Here is a 17024-nt window from a genome sequence, read left to right as displayed (position 1 = left end):
ATGTCTTATATACTAATCTCTAAAATCAATAAATATTGTAAACTCTACATTCTTATCAATTTTAAAGGAATGATCTACATCTTCTATTTTACCTGATATAATATTAAATATCAATTTGGCTTTTATCTTTTCTTCATCTATTTCATAGGTCATATCTTCATAATTTATATTTGGCATATCTAAATTACCTTTTATCTTCTCAGCCTCATATATATCTAGGGCAAATTGATTCAGATCTAAAGAGATTAAAATTTCATCTTGATCTTTTATCTCTAATATTCCAATTTCATTTTTATAATTTAGTTTTGTTCCTTCTTTTATTTCTAGATCTACTACTTTATTACCCCAAGAAGATATATCAATTTGATAGTCAAATTCTTCTATTTGGATAACTTTGTTTTTTAAATCTGAATTTAGATAAAAATATTCTCCTGTATCTATTTGATAATATATATTTGGCTCATATTTAAAACCGAATATCTCCTCAGTTTGGCCCGTAGAATAATCACTGTTTAAAATTTTAATATCCTCCAGACTATGATTCTTATCAAAATAATAAATTATATTATTTATTTCTCTTTTATCTTCCTTAGATATATCAGGATTCTCTACTATTTGCCCTTCATCAATCATATTATTTCTCTCTAATATATCTTGAAGTCGTGAATTTTGGCTGTTTTTTGAAATTTGAAAACTACTAATAGGTCCAATGACAGAGTTTAAAACTAATATGGATAGAGATATAGGAATTATTATAGTTTTAAGAGATTTTTTAAATGAAAAATATAACATTGTACCAAATACCCATATTCCTAGAACAACTACAAAATACCTTTCCTCTGTAAATCCATATTGACTTATTCTTTGACCTATAGATATAAACATCATAATTAATATTGGTAATATGAATTTAGGGAAATATTTCTTAAATGATTTCAAAAAATTATTTTCTTCTACAATAGGATTTATTAAAAATAATACCCCAACACTAAAACTAGAATACCAAAGAACTAAATGGGATACTAAACCTTTAGGCCACTGCCATGAAATCAATATCTTGAAAAAATAAGCATATAGTATGGCTGAATACACTGTAATAAGTGGTATTACAATAAAAGATAAAAGTATAATAAATGCCTTTGAATAGCTATAATCTTTAAAGTTCTCATCTCCATAGGGTATTTTAGATATAAAATAAGATACCCCAAATATTAAAAAGATTATTAAAAAAGTATATATATACCAATTTCCATCCACCCTTATATCAAAAAGTTGAGAAATAGTAAATAACATAGAAAATATCCCAAATAATAATACAAAAGAATATATCATTGTTATTGCAATACTTGAGAATATACTTACAACATACTTTTCATATCCATCATTTCTTTTAACTTTTCCTATATAAAAAATAAGGATAAAAAAGGTAATCATAAATCCTATATACCTTATAATTTCAAACTCTTTAAAATCTTTTAATAAAAACATATAATATAAACTTAAAAATATAATTCCTAATATATAATTTATCCATTTTCTAGTTTTAGATAAATTGATCCTTTCATTTATTAATCCTATTATAAGAGATAAAAATATTCCCATGCCTAAAACCATACTTCCTCTTATCACTCTATCTCTTATGACCCTTGGTAAATTAGCTTCTTCCTCAATTAAGAAAATCAATACAGCTACTAAAATAAAAGAGATCCATATAGTTACAGGAAATCTCCTAAAACTGTTTTGTATGTCTTTTACTATCTTTGTTGTCCTTTGCCTTAGTTTCATTTCAAAAACACCTCCATAATATATTATTACCCTTTTTCCCCAAATATAAATAAAGTTAAAAGAACTATTATAATAGTTCTTTTAACTTTGCCTTATCTAATATTAATATTTTTTTACTTCCTATTAACTCTATATATCCTAGCTCTTGAAATAAGAGTAGTTTTCTAGTCATAGTCTCTCTTGAAATTCCTGTATAATTTCCCATATCTTCTCTATTCATAAAGAGATTTAGTATTGTTCCCTTTTTAGTTTCTTCACCAAACTCCTCTATCATATCTAATAACAATCCTGCAACTTTAGAATCTGCATTATGAGAGGAGAGTCTGTCGACTAAATCTTCTGCCCATCTTATCCTTTCATAAGCTTTTTCTAATATCTTTAAAGTTATATTTGGGTTTTTAATTGCAATTTCATTAAATTTACTCTTTGATAGAGTGCTTATAACTGTATCTTCTAGAGCCTTCGCATTATATTTGTATTCGTCCTCTTTCAAAAGATTAAAGGCCCCTACAAAATCTCCAGAAGAATATATATATAATATCTGTTCTCTACCATCAGATAGATATTTATATATTTTCATTTTTCCAGAGCAAACTATATACAATTTATCTGCTCTATCACCTGTATTAAAGATTTGCTCTCCTTTTTTAAAGTTTATATTTGTTACTCCTTGGGATATCTCTCGTATTTCTTCTTCATCTAAACTTGAGAGCAAAGGTATTTCATGAATACAGCCACTACCATTACATTTTTCACATTGAGTATTACAAATTGTACAAGTTTTCATCTAAATCACCTACTAACTATAGATATATTAGACAATGTCCTTTTGAGTTTTTTTCTTTGTTTTTTCTCTTTTAAGAAGATCCATAAGAATCATCTCAAATTCTTTCGCCTTTTCTTTATCCATTTCTGGAACTCCATCAAGGCGATAGTCCATATTTAACTCTTTATATTTTTCTAGTCCCATTTTATGATATGGCAGTATTTCAAATCTATCAATCTTGTGTGCCAAGTGAGCTATCCTGTCAAAGAGCTTATATATACTCTCCTTATTATCAGTTATAGTTGGAACCATGACATGTCTCATCCATATTGTACCATGAAAATCCTTTAAATAGGTAAGAAATTTAAAGAATCTTGACATTGACTTCTCAGTTAAATCTTTGTAACCTTCATTGTCAAAATGTTTAATATCTAAAAGGATCACATCTGTATATTTCAATATATCTTTATAATATCTTTCATCACCATATCCACTAGTATCTATAGCAGTATTAAATCCATTGGCCTTTAATAATTTTAAACTTTCTAATAAAAACTCTCCTTGCACTAGAGGTTCTCCTCCTGAAAAAGTGACTCCTCCACCAGTATTTTTATAGTAGGGTTGATATTTTTTTGCTGTCTGTAGCACTTCTTCAGGAGTTATTCTTTTTTTAGAGAACATGCTTTGACTGTCTGGATTGTGGCAAAAGGCACATCTTAGTGGACATCCTTGTAGGAAAAATACTGTCCTTATACCTGGTCCATCTAAAAGTCCCATGGTCTCAATTGAATGTAATCTTGCTTCTGTCATTTATATCACCCTTTCTATCTACACTCTCTCGTGGAAAGTTCTGCTTATAACTTCTAATTGTTGTTCCTTTGTAAGTCTATTAAAGTGAACTGCATAACCTGATACTCTTATTGTAAGGTTTGGATATTTTTCTGGATTTTCCATTGCTTCAATTAAAAGTTCTCTATCTAATACATTTACATTTAAATGAAATGCTTGTTGACTAAAATATCCATCCATTATTCCTACTAAATTGTTTATTCTATCTTCGTCTGCTTTTCCTAAAGTTGTAGGCACTATAGAAAAAGTATTTGATATACCGTCTTGACATACATCTTTGTATGGTAATTTTGCTACAGAGTTAAGTGATGCTAAAGCTCCATTTTCATCTCTACCATGCATTGGATTTGCACCTGGAGCAAATGGTTCTCCTTTTTTTCTACCATCTGGAGTAGAGCCTGTCTTTTTACCATAAACTATATTTGATGTGATAGTTAATACGGATAGGGTATGTTCTGAATCCCTATAGGTAGGAGTTTTTCTAAGTTCATCCATAAATTTATTTAAAACTTCTACTGCTATATCATCTACTCTATTATCATCATTTCCAAACTTCGGAAATTCTCCTTCGATTTCAAAGTCTATAGCCAATCCATCTTCATTTCTTATTGGCTTTACCTTTCCATACTTTATAGCACTCAATGAGTCTGCTACTATTGATATACCTGCCACTCCAAAGGCCATATATCTATGAACTATTGAGTCATGTAGAGCCATTTGACCTTTTTCATATGCATATTTATCATGCATATAGTGGATTGTATTCATAGTATTTACATAAAGTTTTGCAACTGATTCCATAACCTTATTGAAATTATTTACAACCTTATCATAGTCTAAGATTTCGTCATCTATTTTTTCTATACCATCTACTAATTTTATTAATTTTCCATCCTTTGACTTTTTAACTTCATCAACTCCACCATTTATTGCATATAGTAAAGCTTTTGCTAAATTAGTTCTAGCTCCAAAAAACTGCATTTGTTTACCTATTTCCATTGCAGATACACAGCAAGCTATACCATAGTCATCTCCATATATAGGTCTCATTTCGTCATCATTTTCATATTGAATAGAGCCAGTTTTTATACTCATTTTAGCACAATATTTTTTAAATGTTTCTGGTAGATTTATTGACCAAAGTACAGTCATATTTGGCTCAGGAGCTGGTGAAAGGTTCTCTAAAGTATGAAGAAATCTATAAGAACTCTTTGTTACTAATGTTCTTCCGTCTTCCCCCATACCTCCTATTGATTCTGTAACCCAGTTAGGATCTCCTGCAAATAACTCATTATATTCTGGAGTTCTTAGATGTCTTGCCATTCTAAGTTTTATAACTAATTGATCTATTAATTCTTGTGCGTCTTCTTCTGTAATTAGTCCCTTGTCTAAATCTCTTTGTATATATATATCTAAGAATGTAGTATTTCTTCCTAAAGACATTGCAGCACCATTATTTTCCTTAATAGCTGCTAAATATCCAAAATATAAAAATTGTACTGCTTCTTGAGCATTTTTAGCTGGATTTGAAATATCAATTCCATAAGAAGCTGCCATTTGTTTTATTTCATCTAAGGCTCTTATTTGTTCAGATAATTCTTCTCTAAGTCTTAAAGTATTCTCATCTGCATTTCCTGTTAAACTATTTTTATCTTTTATTTTCTCTTGTTTTAAAAAGTCTATACCATAAAGAGCTATCCTTCTGTAGTCACCTATAATCCTACCTCTTCCATATGCATCTGGAAGACCTGTTAAAAGCCCTACAGTTCTTGCAGCTCTCATCTCTTTGGTATAAGCATCAAATACACCTTGATTATGAGTTTTTCTAAATTCATTGAAATTATCTTCTAGTTTTTTATCCATTTCATAACCATAGGCATCAAGGGAGCTTTTTACCATTCTGTATCCCCCATATGGATTTACGATTCTCTTTAAGGGTTTATCAGTTTGAAATCCTACTATCATTTCATTTTCTTTATCTATATATCCAGGTCCATAATTGTTTATCCCTGAGAAATTATCTGTATCAATATCAACACTTTTTGACAATATTTCCTCTTTTATCATCTCTTCTGCTTTATCCCATATAATCTTTGTCTTTTCACTTATTGGTGCTAAAAATCCTTCATCTTCAGTATATGGAGAGTAGTTCTTTTGTATAAAGTCTCTCACATTTACCTTTTCTTCCCATTCCCCAGTTTTGAAACCATTCCATTGTTCCATAACCTTCATCTCCTATCTATATATATAAATTTTTAATTTGTTTTCTTAACTTAATTATACAGGGAAGAAAATTTAGATGCAGTGACCAGGGTCACTTTTTAAAGTAAAAAGTACTCAGCCTAGGCTAAGTACTTAATTTTTATGATTTAGTATCTCTTCTACTATATAATTTTTATTTTCTAACCATGCGTTATAAGTATCTATATCTTTAAATAAGTCAGATATTCTTGTATTTAAATTATTTATGCTACATTCATTTATAAAGTTTATATCTATTTCTCCATTAAAATTATTTGCTATACAATCTAAAATGCAGTGAACTATCTCCTCTTTATTTTCATCTGTCATTTCCTTTGATTTAATTTGATCCATTATTCCCTTGTGAAATACATATCTCAAATATATTAAAAATCCTTCAAAATCTTCTGCCTTATCTTTTTGCTCTATGTCAAAGATAACTTTAAAAAATAAATTCCACTTGAAATCTCTATTTATAACTCCTAATATTTTAGAGCCAATCTTCCTAGTAAATTCATCGCTGTAGAAAATTTCCCTTTCAAAATCTATATATTTATTAAATGTCAATTTTTCATTTCCTATTTCATTTAATCTATTTAGAACTCGTAAAAAATTTTTACTATAATTTATAGATTGTTCTGGTTCCCCCTTCATAAATAAATAGTTTACTATTACATCTGTTTGTTTCTTAAAGTCTATGACAAATCCAATTTCTTCTCTAACTTTAGATATATATATATCATGGATTATCTTTGATAATAGAGCCTTAAGCTGAACTCTTTTATTTGCCGCATCACTTGCATCCATTCCATTTAGATGATTAAATACTACCATAAGTTGCCTATCAATCATAGATAAATTATCTTTTATAGATGACATTATATCTCTAAAAAAGTCTTCTATAAGCATATAATTAAAATTTTTATATAAAATTCTATGATCTATGTCTCCCCAAAAAATATTTACTAATGACTTAATTTGAAGTTCAAAATTAACTTTAAGTCCATTTTTTAGATACATTCCATCTATCTTATATATCTGAAATCCATTTTTTTGAATTTGAGGCTGTTTCTCTCCTAATTTTAATTTTATAGAAGAATTTAATGGATTAGAATAATACCCATCCTCTTCTTGTATAGTAAACAAATTTAAAATATCATTATATATCTTTTTCTCATCCTCTATAAATCTACACTCTATTCTAATACCTATTAAATCTGATAGATTTTCTAATAAATTTTCAGGGTTTTCATACTTTATATAAAAATTATGTCTAAGTATTTTTTCTCTTAAACTCTCTTTAGACTTTATTCTATAATTCACATTTAAAAAATGATCTTTAATGGAAAGACTATCATCGAAAAATTTTTCTAGTTTTTTTGCTGCATCATCCAATACATCCTGATTTTTATCTATCAACAATAAGGTATCATCAATAAAATCAAACAACTCTAATTTCATAGTATCCCCCCTTAACTCTTATAATTAATTATATCATAGTCTGTTTTAAAAAATACTCTAAAAATGGGAATCCTCGGATTCCCATTTTTCATTATTAAAATTCATCAAAATAAATTAACTCCTTAGCTATTCCCTTGTCAGTAAGGGATGCAACCATTGATTGAATCATCTTTGGACTTCCACATAGATAAGCTTCTTTATTATCTGAATCATCTAAGTATTTATCTATAGCATTATTTACCCTTCCTTTTTCTCCAGTCCAATTATGTTCTTCTGTAGTTCTTGATAGCGTAGGAATAAATTTAAAGTCATAAAGCGTTTCTTCTAGGTATTTAAAATAATCAAGGAAAAACAAGTCATCTGGAGTTTTAGCTCCAAAATAGAATGTAGCTTTTCTCTCTACACTATTTTCCTCCATATACTTGAGTATAGCAAGTATTGGTGCCATTCCCGTACCAGCAGCTACTAGTATTATTTCATTTTCACTATCCTCATCAAAGTAAAAATCACCATGGGGTCCGTTGATTTCAACTGTATCTCCTATTTTTAAATGTTGATGAACATAAGTTGTACATATACCATCTAGTACATATCCAATTAATAGCTCTATGATGTCTTTCTCAAAAGGAGCAGATGCTATGGAGTAAGCTCTGTATACCTCTTCTTTATTTCCATCATATTTAGGAGCTTTAAATTGAATAAATTGACCAGGTCTAAACTTGATCTCTTCACCTTCTGGAAGTTTTAATCTCACTCTTTTTATAACATCTGTTAAATCTTCTATCTCTTCTACAGTTGCAAAATACTCCTTGACATTAAATAATTCCTCTGGTATTTGTATTTTTATATCTTCTTTCACCTTGCATTGACAGGAGAGTCTTGTATTAGAGTCTAGTTCTTCTTTTGTCAAAAATGGAAGCTCTGTAGGAAGTATAGGCCCTCCTCCCTCCTGAATTTTCACCTTACAATATCCACAGGTTCCCTTGCCTCCACAGGCAGAGGGTATAAATATCTTTTCTTCTGTTAAAGAAGATAAAAGGGAATTTCCCCCTTCTATAGTAAATTCTTTATCTTCATTTATAACAAGCTTCACTTCTCCATAATTATTTATAGTTCTATCAGCTATGGTAAGTAATAATGCAAATACAGCTGAAATAATTGTAAGTGCTAAAGTTGTAATAAGTATAGTATCCATAATAACCTCCCTACTGAATTTGAACTATTCCAGAAAAACCTATAAAAGCAAGAGCCATTAAGCCCGTAATTATAAGTGTAATTCCAGGTCCTTGTAATCCTTCTGGTATGGGAGCATTTTTAATCTTTTGTCTAATACCTGCCATAGCAACTATCGCCAATGTCCACCCAATACCTGAACCTATGCTAAATCCTACTGACTGTAAAAAATTATAATCTCTAATAATCATAAATAAAGAAACCCCAAGTATAGCACAATTTACAGTTATTAAAGGTAAAAATATACCAAGTGCATAATATAAATTTGGTAAATATCTCTCTAATACCATTTCTATTAATTGAACAAATGCAGCTATAGTAATTATAAAGACAATAAATCTCAAATATTCTAATTTTAATGGAACTAATATGTTTTTATATATTATATAGTTAAATATTGATGTAAATGTAAGTACAAATGTCACAGCCTGTCCTAAGCCTAAAGCTGTAGGTATTTCTCTAGATACTGCAATAAAAGAACACATACCTAAGAAATTGGCTAAAATCATATTATTTGTAAATATTGCAGCTATAAATATAACAAAAGGATTGACTTCTATCATGATTTAGCCACCTCTTTTTCTTTTTTATTTTGTATTTCATATGCTCCCCATATAATAAGTGCCAGCAAGAAAAATGCTGCTGGGGGCATTATCATAATAGTCCAAGGTGTCCACCAACTACCCATTACAGGAATTCCAAATATAGTCCCAAATCCCATTAGTTCTCTAAAAAAAGATATTACTAAAAGTACAAAAGTATATCCCAAACCTGCAGCTATCCCGTCTAAAAGAGAAGCAAAAGGAGGATTTTTTTGAGCAAAAGCCTCTGCTCTTCCCATTATTATACAATTAGTAATTATAAGCCCAACATATGGACCTAAAGCCTTACTCATTTCAGGATAATAGGCCTTTAGAAATATATCTACCATGATTACATATACAGAAATAATAAGTACCTGAATCATCATCCTAATATGCTTAGGAGTAAATTGCCTTATAACAGATATAGTAAATGAAGAAAGTGCAGTTACAAATATAAGTCCTAAACCCATAATAAGAGAATTTAGCATTAAATTTGTGACGGCTAAAGCTGAACATATACCCAATATCTGCCTAAAAACTGGATTATCATCCCAAATCCCCATTCTAAAAATTGTCTTTATCTCATTTTTAGACATTTATTCTCTCCCCTTTCTACTTTGTATAAAATCTTTTATGTCTTCATTTAGAAAATCCAATACAGATTTTGACGTAAGTGTTGCCCCTGTTATGGCATCTAAGTTTCCCCCAGGAGCTGGATTGTAAATCAAATACATATCATCATCTGTGGATGTTAGTTTTAAGTTTCTAAATTGTCCTTTATAGTCTTCTTCTGATATTCTTCCACCTAGTCCAGGAGTTTCAGAATGAGATACAAAGTCTAATCCTAATATTGTGTCATAGTCACTACTAATGCCAACATAACCTTCTATACTGCCCCAAAGTCCAGATCCTGATACTGGAAATGCATAAGCATCTACTTCTCCATTTTCCTCTGTATAGTAAATACTTTCTCCATTATAATTTTCTTCTTTTACATTTTCATCAAATACCTTAGCTATATCTTCTGGATCATCTGATGGTATAGATATATCAAATACATAGAGAATCTTCTCTCTCAATTCAGTTTTCTGTAGAAAGTCAATTTTATCTGCTGTACTATAATTTAAAAAGGCAAGTATAAATGTAAATACAGCTGTGATTATAGACATAAAAAGTATAGGATAACTAAATGATTTTTTCATATGCTTACCCCCTTCTCTTTGTCTTTTGATTTTTTTCTCTTATTAAAAGCTTTTATCCCTTCATCAATTATAGGGACAAATGTATTCATTATTAATATAGCAAACATTACCCCGCCTGCAAATAAGGAATACCCTCTTATTATCACTGTTATAATCCCTATTAGAATCCCATATATCCATTTTCCCTCCTTAGTCTTTGGAGCTGATATAGGATCTGTGGCCATAAATATTGAACCAAATAAAAACCCACCTGCCAATATTCCAAATAGAGGATTAGGAATATTAGGATTACCTAAAAGATATAATATAGTACTTAAAAATATAAATCCTGTGAAACAAGCGGTTATAATCTCCCATGATGCCACTTTTTTGTATACTAAATATATACCTGCTAATAATATAAGAATAGCACTAGTCTCTCCTATAGATCCTGAGACATTTCCAAATAATAGATCAAAGTAAGAACTTAAATCTCCTGTATCCCTAAATATAAGCATAGGCGTAGCTTGAGATATTGTATCTACTCCCTCTGTTAAATATGTAGCAAATCCTCCTGGGAAACCTAAACTTGACTTAGCCCATGAAATTGTCAGAGGAGCAGGAAAACTAACATAGACAAATGCTCTAGCTACTAGAGCTGGGTTAAATACATTTCTACCGAAGCCACCAAATACTTCTTTTCCAAAGAATACCCCAAATATAATTCCTACTACTGCTATCCAGTAAGGTGTAGTTGGGGGTAATGTCATAGTATATAAAATACAAGTTACTATTACCGCCTCTGATACTTTTTTATTATTCTTTTTTTCAAATATATACTCTGTCAGTATGCCAAAGATACTTACTACTAATAATAAAAGTAGAGTTCTCCATCCAAATGTATAAATTGAAAAAAGAATAATAGGTAATAATGAAAGAATTACAGTTCTCATCATCTTTTGCTTGGTAAAAATCTTCGATATTGATTCTTCAAACAAAAAACCACCTCCATAAATATTTATTGCTTTTTAATACAAGCTCATATAATATATACCACTTAAAGATTAAATTACTCATATAAAGTAATTAAACAATTATAAAAAAAAAAGAGAGTATATTCTCTCTTTTTTAAAATATCTCAATTTTATTTTTATTTTTCAATTCACTTATTTTAGCTAAATATTTTTCTTGTTGCTTTAATCTTACTACTTGACTATATACTTCATCTTTTACATCTTCAAAAGTTTTCTCTTCCTCTTCTGATCTATGAACTAATTTTATTATATGATATCCAAATTGAGTCTTAACTGGATCAGAGATACTGCCTTCATCCATACTAAAAACAACAGCCTCAAACTCAGGAACCATTTGTCCTGAATTAAATTCTCCTAAATCTCCACCTCTTTCTTTAGAAGGACAAGTAGAGTATTCTTTTGCAGCTTCTTCAAAGGACATACCATCATTTATCTTTTCTAAGATATCCTTAGCTTCTTCTTCTGTCTTAACTAATATATGACTAGCTTTTGCTGACTTTGGCTTTTTAAAATATGATTTATGCTCTTCATAATATTTTTTTAATTCATCTTGATTTGCATCTTCATTTTGAATTAATTTATTCAAAGCATAATTTTTTAAAAGAATATTTTTGTTTTCTTCTAATATAGCTCTAAATCCTTCTTCTTCCTCTAAATTAGTCTCTTTTGCATCTATAAAAAGTAATTCTTGATTTACTAATTCTTCTATTACTTTTTTAATTCCATCTGGTGATTGAAATTGCATTGCAACTTGTGGTCCAATATCGTTTAAAAACTTCATTACATCTTGTTGAGTTATTTCTTTTTCATTTACTTTCGCAACTACTTTTTTCTCTTCCATATTAAACTCTCCCCTTATTTGAAATTATATATAGTATACAACTAAAAAACCTCTTAAAGATTATGTCTTTAAGAGGTTTAATTTTTCAGAAATTATAAAACGCTGATTCCTTCTGCTTGTAGCCCTTTTTCACCTTCAACTACATCAAATTCAACTTCTTGACCTTCTTCTAAAGTCTTGAAGCCGTCTTTGTTGATTTGAGAGAAATGTGCAAATACATCATTTCCTTCCTCTGTAGTAATAAATCCGTATCCTTTTTCTGCGTTAAACCATTTTACTGTACCTTTCATGCATATACCTCCAAAATTTTATTTCTTTAATTCCCTGTAAAAATACCACAAATAAAATTTCTCATACATGAAGCTAATGATTTAATGCTAGAAATTATTTGTATTAAAAATTTACCGTTGAATTAAAGCTACATTCATATGATAACATGAATAGAAAAATAATACAAGTAAAACTCAACATTTTTCTTGATTTTCTGGTTATAATATTAAATGACTGACTTTTTCTATTCATGGTGCTTAAATCTATCAATTGCCCTTTTAAAAATTCATCCTATAAATTATCCAACTTTGTGTTCAAAAAAAGTTAAAACTCCCTCTGAACTGAGTATTCGTTTATGATTGCCAATCAGCTGGATAAGTCACATAGATAAACCTTGCCCTTCCTTCAACTGAAAACTGAATACTTGAATCCTTTGGAATTAAAATAACTTCTCCTGGATTTGCAGTTATGCGGCGTCCATCTATGACAATAGTTAAAGTTCCTTCAATAATATAATCTATTTCATCATATCCTAAAGTCCAATCGAAGGTAGTATCCTCCATTACCATAAGACCAAAACCCAATCTAGGACTTTCAGTAAGTGATACCAAATCTTTGGTGTACACTTTATGATTAGGGTTTCCTGTATCCAAGCGATCTTCTTCACTTACAGAAAACAATGGCAAGGAAATCGACATTACACCACTAGGGTCGACATGCCTCTTTGAAGAATCATTTAAGTTATTACTATATTCTTCCATTATGATACTACGAACTAATTTTTCAATTTCTGATCTGTCTATATTCAACATCTTACCTCCATCCGTACTTATTTTTTTATATTATTAGCTTTGTTCAATTCTAAATACACGGTTAGATAGAAATATGGCAACAATAATAGCAGAAATACCACCCACTAGTTTACCGATAATCATCGGAGTAATTAATTCTGGTGCAACACCAGCCGTAAACCCAAGATGGTCACCAAATGTAAAAGATGCTGAAACTGCGAAAGCAATATTAATCACCTTCCCACGTTTATCCATGTCCTTTACTGTTTGAAACATGGCGATGTTGTTGGCAAGAGATGCAATTAGACCTGCTGCTGCAACATCATTCATTCCTAACAAATGACCTAGTTTCATCAATGGTTTGTTAAATATCTTTGTTATCAAGAACACTAATCCATAAGCACCAGCTAAAGTTATGGCAATACTACCAACTGTTTGGAATCCAACTTCAAGTGTATCTTGATTTTCAAATATTTTGATACCTAATAATAGATCTAACCCACCAATTGCCAACCCAATGGCTGCAACAGCCACTATAATTTTGCCAAATATATTGAACCCTTTAATCATTCCTTCAGGGATTTTAAATAGTCCAACAGCAATTAAAATTGCTACAATTATTATAGGTATTAAATTCATAAAAACTTTAACTACTGGCATACCCATCATAATTCCTGCAACTAATGCTCCAAGTGGAATCGTCACAATCCCACATAATACTCCTTGTGCTAGATACTTTGTATCTTCTTTGCTGATAATACCTAATCCCACTGGGATTGTAAATACAATTGTAGCTCCCAGCATGGCTCCTAAAATACCACCTGAGAAAAGTACTATAAGTGGGTCTGTAGTCATTTGTTCTGCTAAGAAAAACCCACCCATATCATTTGCTAATAGTGTTCCTGCAAACATTGCTGGGTCTGCTCCTAACAATTTATATAATGGAACCACTATAGGACTTAGCCAATCTGATAACTTGGGTGCTATAACAATTATACCGGCCATTGAAAGCGCTAAAGCACCCATTGCTAGTATTCCTTCTTCAAATTGTTGACCTAATCCAATTTTATTACCTAATGAACGGTCGATTGCACCTATGACCATTATAATTGTAATAGCCCAAATTATTATTTCATTTATACTCATTCATTTCACTCCATTCTATTTTTAGTAAAGTAAGCAATTATATAACAATTGCAATATGCCACTGAAACGAGGTCTTAGCCTTATTATAAATAGCAACTTTTGTCATTGATTTTGATAGTCTACAGTGTCTATAATCCCAACAATAACCATATCAACCGGAATACTTTTGCCCTCAAAAGATAGACGACCAGAGCTGCCAGTGGTAATCAGTACAGATTCTCCAATGCCAGCACCTACACGGTCTACTGCAACAACTAAAGCAGGATCAATCTCATATTCGTTTAGTTGTTTTTCTATTAGTAGGAACTTTAAACCATTTAACTTTTCATCTTTACGAGTAGCCCATAGGCTACCAACAACTTTTCCAATGAACATAGTATGCCCCTTTCTATACTATTTGAACACCTAAATCATGCATATAATCCTTAGCCAATGCTGTAATAATGATGTTCTTATTTGCTTCAAAGATATCTCCTGGTTGTAAATTCAGTTTCTGTACTTTACCTATGGTAAGAAGTTCCTTCTTATAACTTTTACCAATTACATCTTTTACCTTCCCATTTATAGTTTCATTTATCTTTTCAAAATTTTTTAAAGAAAGTATAGAAGCACCGTACCTTACTAATTGATTTTTATGATTCTCAAGAGCCTGTAGTAATGCTCGTGGAGCCACATGCTGACTTTTCTGAAACTCTATTCCTTCTTCTAAAAAAATAATTTCCTTCTTATTTAATAAACGTTCCCAAATAATTACTTCTTCTTCTATTTGTGGAAGGCCTAGTGCTATGCGATTCATATTTAAAATAGTTAGCTTGGTCACAATTACTATGTCTATATCTGATTTATCTTTAACTGGTACTATTTCATAGCCTCTTTTTTCATAATAAATCCGAATACTTGAATATTCTTCCCCTAAAAATGCAACAGTCTTTCTAAGCTCTTCTTTCTGTAAACGTTGTATAATGATATCTGTGATTTTTTGCACTACTATTTCAATATTATCCATCTATATCACCTCTTAAAAATACGCCCACGTACACCTTTTCTATGGCCACAAGCATTTGCTTCATCATAATCAATGTGCATGTAAGTCTCAAACTTAGGACTTATTCTCACTATAACATCATCAAATATAAGTGGTCTTTCACTAAACACTTGAACTGATACTCTCTCTTGATTCTTCACACCTAATCTTTCAGCATCTGTATCTTTTACATGAATATGGCGTTTTGCAACTATGACACCTCTATCTAAAACAAAAGATTTAGATCCATTCATCAAAGTAATCCCTGGAGTATTTTCAATATCTCCACTTAATTTAACTGGCGCATTTACACCTAATGAACGTGCATCTGTTAATGAAACTTCTACCTGACAATTTTTTCGCTCTGGTCCAAGAATTATAACATTATGAATAGTGCTTTTGGGTCCTTTAATGCTCACTCGTTCTTCTGATGCAAATTCCCCTGTTTGTGATAAATATTTGGATGGGCGTAATTGATAATCTTTTCCAAAGAGGTAATCTATTGCCCTGCGACTTAGATGGATATGACGCCCACTTGCTTCAATTTCAAAAGTTTGATCCATTACTTCTTTTATACGAGATACAACTGTATCAACAATTGTATCAATATTATTTTTAGCCATATTGCACCCCTATTCTACTGAATTTTCTTTTGACTGTACCATTAAAACCCAACAATAACCCTTTAAAATAGTCACTATTGAAATATAATTTATATACTCCTCAAATGTGAGAATCTCTTTCATTTCTTTAGCAATAAAGTGTTCTAGTTCTTGTAAATGTGCATGTAACTCAAATAAATCTATAACATATTCTTCATCTTTATATGTTGGAATAAATGAATCTTCTGGATATAGCTTGACAATATATGGCTTTTTGTCTTCCAACAATTTTTCAATTTCCTGTATCAGCTCTAAGTTTCTTGAAGATAAAGTCTTCAATGATATTCCCTCGACTACCATTAATATAGTATTCAAAGCCTCTAATAACTCCATATTTCCTATATTATGACTTTTCTTTTGTAAATTTAAAATACGACTTATTGTAATATTAATTTTAATTTTAAATTGATATTTTAAGTGACTTTTCCATATTTCCTGTCCATTTCCATTGGTATATACTAAAATATCTTGGATATTTTTTCCATTATTTGATTCCTTTACTTTTGACTGGTTCATTGGGAAGATTGCTTCTTGATTCTCAATCTCAGATTCTTCTGGTATTTTCATATATTCAATAGTAATATCTTTTAAATATTCTTTTGCAGAAGGTGTAATCATAGTTCCAGGTTCTAAAACTAAGAATTTTGTTTCTTTTAATTTTGTCGTACGGAGTAGTTTCTTTATCTTTTTTTCTGTTAAAATAGCCATTAGTATTCACTTCCCCTTGATAAAGAAAAGGCTGAGCATAAGCTTTTATTATGCCTCAGCCCCACTTTTTCTCTTCCAACTTTAAGCCTTCATCATGAGTATTATAAGCCTAGTTATGATTGAGTATCGTATTTTGGTAGAATTACATCTACTTCCACATGTGGACGTGGTATTACATGAACAGATATCAGTTCCCCAACTGCTTCTGCAGCTGCTGCTCCAGCATCTGTTGCAGCTTTAACAGCTCCCACATCTCCACGAACCATAACTGTTACTAATCCTCCGCCTACTTGTTCTTTTCCAATTAATGTTACATTTGCTGCTTTAACCATTGCATCTGCTGCCTCTACTGAGGCTACCAATCCTTTTGTTTCTATCATACCTAATGCGTTTGTATTAGCCATATAATTTCCTCCTCAATTTTTTTATGTTTTTATTTTATTATTGA

The 17024-nt window shown here is 30.3% G+C and carries 19 protein-coding genes; all 19 read right to left on the bottom strand.

Translation table 11 applies throughout. From position 1 onward, the window contains the following. Window positions 1–12: 12 nt before the first annotated feature. On the bottom strand, window positions 13–1785 hold the full coding sequence (locus AC4PG3_RS06390) for a DUF4153 domain-containing protein (protein ID WP_492195846.1): 1773 nt from the start codon (window positions 1783–1785) through the stop codon (window positions 13–15). Window positions 1786–1852: 67 nt separating this feature from the next. Continuing rightward, a complete protein-coding gene (locus AC4PG3_RS06385) occupies window positions 1853–2572 on the bottom strand; it encodes a Crp/Fnr family transcriptional regulator (protein ID WP_492195845.1) in 720 nt (239 codons plus the stop codon). 27 nt (window positions 2573–2599) lie between these two features. Next, on the bottom strand, window positions 2600–3361 hold the full coding sequence (gene pflA, locus AC4PG3_RS06380; RefSeq protein ID WP_492195844.1) for a pyruvate formate-lyase-activating protein: 762 nt from the start codon (window positions 3359–3361) through the stop codon (window positions 2600–2602). Window positions 3362–3379: 18 nt separating this feature from the next. Further along, complete coding sequence (gene pflB / locus AC4PG3_RS06375) at window positions 3380–5623, bottom strand: formate C-acetyltransferase (RefSeq protein ID WP_492195843.1); 2244 nt, start codon at window positions 5621–5623, stop codon at window positions 3380–3382. Window positions 5624–5755: 132 nt separating this feature from the next. After that, a complete protein-coding gene (locus tag AC4PG3_RS06370; protein WP_492195842.1) occupies window positions 5756–7102 on the bottom strand; it encodes a GTP pyrophosphokinase in 1347 nt (448 codons plus the stop codon). 94 nt (window positions 7103–7196) lie between these two features. Beyond that, on the bottom strand, window positions 7197–8297 hold the full coding sequence (locus tag AC4PG3_RS06365; protein WP_492195841.1) for an NADH:ubiquinone reductase (Na(+)-transporting) subunit F: 1101 nt from the start codon (window positions 8295–8297) through the stop codon (window positions 7197–7199). A 10-nt stretch (window positions 8298–8307) separates the two neighbouring features. After that, the gene (locus tag AC4PG3_RS06360) at window positions 8308–8898 is read right to left on the bottom strand and encodes an NADH:ubiquinone reductase (Na(+)-transporting) subunit E (protein ID WP_492195840.1); all 591 of its coding nucleotides are present in this window, start codon (window positions 8896–8898) and stop codon (window positions 8308–8310) included. Beyond that, window positions 8895–9515, bottom strand: a complete 621-nt coding sequence (locus AC4PG3_RS06355) for an NADH:ubiquinone reductase (Na(+)-transporting) subunit D (protein ID WP_492195839.1) — start codon at window positions 9513–9515, stop codon at window positions 8895–8897. Before AC4PG3_RS06355 ends, AC4PG3_RS06360 begins: the two co-directional genes overlap by 4 nt. Beyond that, window positions 9516–10121 (bottom strand): RnfABCDGE type electron transport complex subunit G, encoded by a 606-nt coding sequence (locus tag AC4PG3_RS06350; RefSeq protein WP_492195838.1) that lies wholly within the window; start codon window positions 10119–10121, stop codon window positions 9516–9518. Further along, window positions 10118–11098 (bottom strand): RnfABCDGE type electron transport complex subunit D, encoded by a 981-nt coding sequence (locus AC4PG3_RS06345; protein ID WP_492195837.1) that lies wholly within the window; start codon window positions 11096–11098, stop codon window positions 10118–10120. The genes AC4PG3_RS06350 and AC4PG3_RS06345 overlap by 4 nt, the downstream gene beginning before the upstream one ends. A 130-nt stretch (window positions 11099–11228) precedes the next feature. Continuing rightward, complete coding sequence (locus AC4PG3_RS06340) at window positions 11229–11975, bottom strand: peptidylprolyl isomerase (RefSeq protein WP_492195836.1); 747 nt, start codon at window positions 11973–11975, stop codon at window positions 11229–11231. A 92-nt stretch (window positions 11976–12067) separates the two neighbouring features. After that, entirely contained in the window at window positions 12068–12265 is a 198-nt protein-coding gene (locus AC4PG3_RS06335; RefSeq protein WP_492195835.1) for a cold shock domain-containing protein, read from the bottom strand. A 333-nt stretch (window positions 12266–12598) separates the two neighbouring features. Next, on the bottom strand, window positions 12599–13057 hold the full coding sequence (locus tag AC4PG3_RS06330; RefSeq protein WP_492195834.1) for an AraC family ligand binding domain-containing protein: 459 nt from the start codon (window positions 13055–13057) through the stop codon (window positions 12599–12601). Between the two features lie 33 nt (window positions 13058–13090). Further along, the gene (locus AC4PG3_RS06325) at window positions 13091–14182 is read right to left on the bottom strand and encodes an ethanolamine utilization protein EutH (RefSeq protein ID WP_492195833.1); all 1092 of its coding nucleotides are present in this window, start codon (window positions 14180–14182) and stop codon (window positions 13091–13093) included. A 102-nt stretch (window positions 14183–14284) separates the two neighbouring features. Then, window positions 14285–14557: a EutN/CcmL family microcompartment protein gene (locus tag AC4PG3_RS06320; RefSeq protein WP_492195832.1), complete on the bottom strand. Its 273-nt coding sequence runs from the start codon at window positions 14555–14557 to the stop codon at window positions 14285–14287. A 13-nt stretch (window positions 14558–14570) separates the two neighbouring features. After that, on the bottom strand, window positions 14571–15188 hold the full coding sequence (locus tag AC4PG3_RS06315; protein WP_492195831.1) for a hypothetical protein: 618 nt from the start codon (window positions 15186–15188) through the stop codon (window positions 14571–14573). A 5-nt stretch (window positions 15189–15193) separates the two neighbouring features. Next, window positions 15194–15829 carry an ethanolamine utilization phosphate acetyltransferase EutD gene (gene eutD / locus AC4PG3_RS06310; protein ID WP_492195830.1) on the bottom strand — a complete coding sequence of 212 codons (636 nt, stop codon included), beginning with the start codon at window positions 15827–15829 and terminating at the stop codon, window positions 15194–15196. Between the two features lie 9 nt (window positions 15830–15838). Further along, the gene (locus AC4PG3_RS06305; protein WP_492195829.1) at window positions 15839–16576 is read right to left on the bottom strand and encodes a hypothetical protein; all 738 of its coding nucleotides are present in this window, start codon (window positions 16574–16576) and stop codon (window positions 15839–15841) included. Between the two features lie 113 nt (window positions 16577–16689). Next, window positions 16690–16980 (bottom strand): BMC domain-containing protein, encoded by a 291-nt coding sequence (locus tag AC4PG3_RS06300; protein WP_492195828.1) that lies wholly within the window; start codon window positions 16978–16980, stop codon window positions 16690–16692. Window positions 16981–17024: the final 44 nt, after the last annotated feature.

The organism is Tissierella sp. QWL-11 (genome assembly GCF_058683765.1).
The sequence above is the reverse complement of the archived record's forward strand: the minus strand, read 5'-3'. Positions and strand labels throughout refer to the sequence as shown.

Coding starts and splice junctions, on each gene's coding strand:
- AC4PG3_RS06390 (WP_492195846.1), bottom strand. CDS start 1,785: ATGAAACTAAGGCAAAGGACAACAAAGATAGTAAAAGACATACAAAAC.
- AC4PG3_RS06385 (WP_492195845.1), bottom strand. CDS start 2,572: ATGAAAACTTGTACAATTTGTAATACTCAATGTGAAAAATGTAATGGT.
- pflA (WP_492195844.1), bottom strand. CDS start 3,361: ATGACAGAAGCAAGATTACATTCAATTGAGACCATGGGACTTTTAGAT.
- pflB (WP_492195843.1), bottom strand. CDS start 5,623: ATGGAACAATGGAATGGTTTCAAAACTGGGGAATGGGAAGAAAAGGTA.
- AC4PG3_RS06370 (WP_492195842.1), bottom strand. CDS start 7,102: ATGAAATTAGAGTTGTTTGATTTTATTGATGATACCTTATTGTTGATA.
- AC4PG3_RS06365 (WP_492195841.1), bottom strand. CDS start 8,297: ATGGATACTATACTTATTACAACTTTAGCACTTACAATTATTTCAGCT.
- AC4PG3_RS06360 (WP_492195840.1), bottom strand. CDS start 8,898: ATGATAGAAGTCAATCCTTTTGTTATATTTATAGCTGCAATATTTACA.
- AC4PG3_RS06355 (WP_492195839.1), bottom strand. CDS start 9,515: ATGTCTAAAAATGAGATAAAGACAATTTTTAGAATGGGGATTTGGGAT.
- AC4PG3_RS06350 (WP_492195838.1), bottom strand. CDS start 10,121: ATGAAAAAATCATTTAGTTATCCTATACTTTTTATGTCTATAATCACA.
- AC4PG3_RS06340 (WP_492195836.1), bottom strand. CDS start 11,975: ATGGAAGAGAAAAAAGTAGTTGCGAAAGTAAATGAAAAAGAAATAACT.
- AC4PG3_RS06335 (WP_492195835.1), bottom strand. CDS start 12,265: ATGAAAGGTACAGTAAAATGGTTTAACGCAGAAAAAGGATACGGATTT.
- AC4PG3_RS06330 (WP_492195834.1), bottom strand. CDS start 13,057: ATGTTGAATATAGACAGATCAGAAATTGAAAAATTAGTTCGTAGTATC.
- AC4PG3_RS06325 (WP_492195833.1), bottom strand. CDS start 14,182: ATGAGTATAAATGAAATAATAATTTGGGCTATTACAATTATAATGGTC.
- AC4PG3_RS06320 (WP_492195832.1), bottom strand. CDS start 14,557: ATGTTCATTGGAAAAGTTGTTGGTAGCCTATGGGCTACTCGTAAAGAT.
- AC4PG3_RS06315 (WP_492195831.1), bottom strand. CDS start 15,188: ATGGATAATATTGAAATAGTAGTGCAAAAAATCACAGATATCATTATA.
- eutD (WP_492195830.1), bottom strand. CDS start 15,829: ATGGCTAAAAATAATATTGATACAATTGTTGATACAGTTGTATCTCGT.
- AC4PG3_RS06305 (WP_492195829.1), bottom strand. CDS start 16,576: ATGGCTATTTTAACAGAAAAAAAGATAAAGAAACTACTCCGTACGACA.
- AC4PG3_RS06300 (WP_492195828.1), bottom strand. CDS start 16,980: ATGGCTAATACAAACGCATTAGGTATGATAGAAACAAAAGGATTGGTA.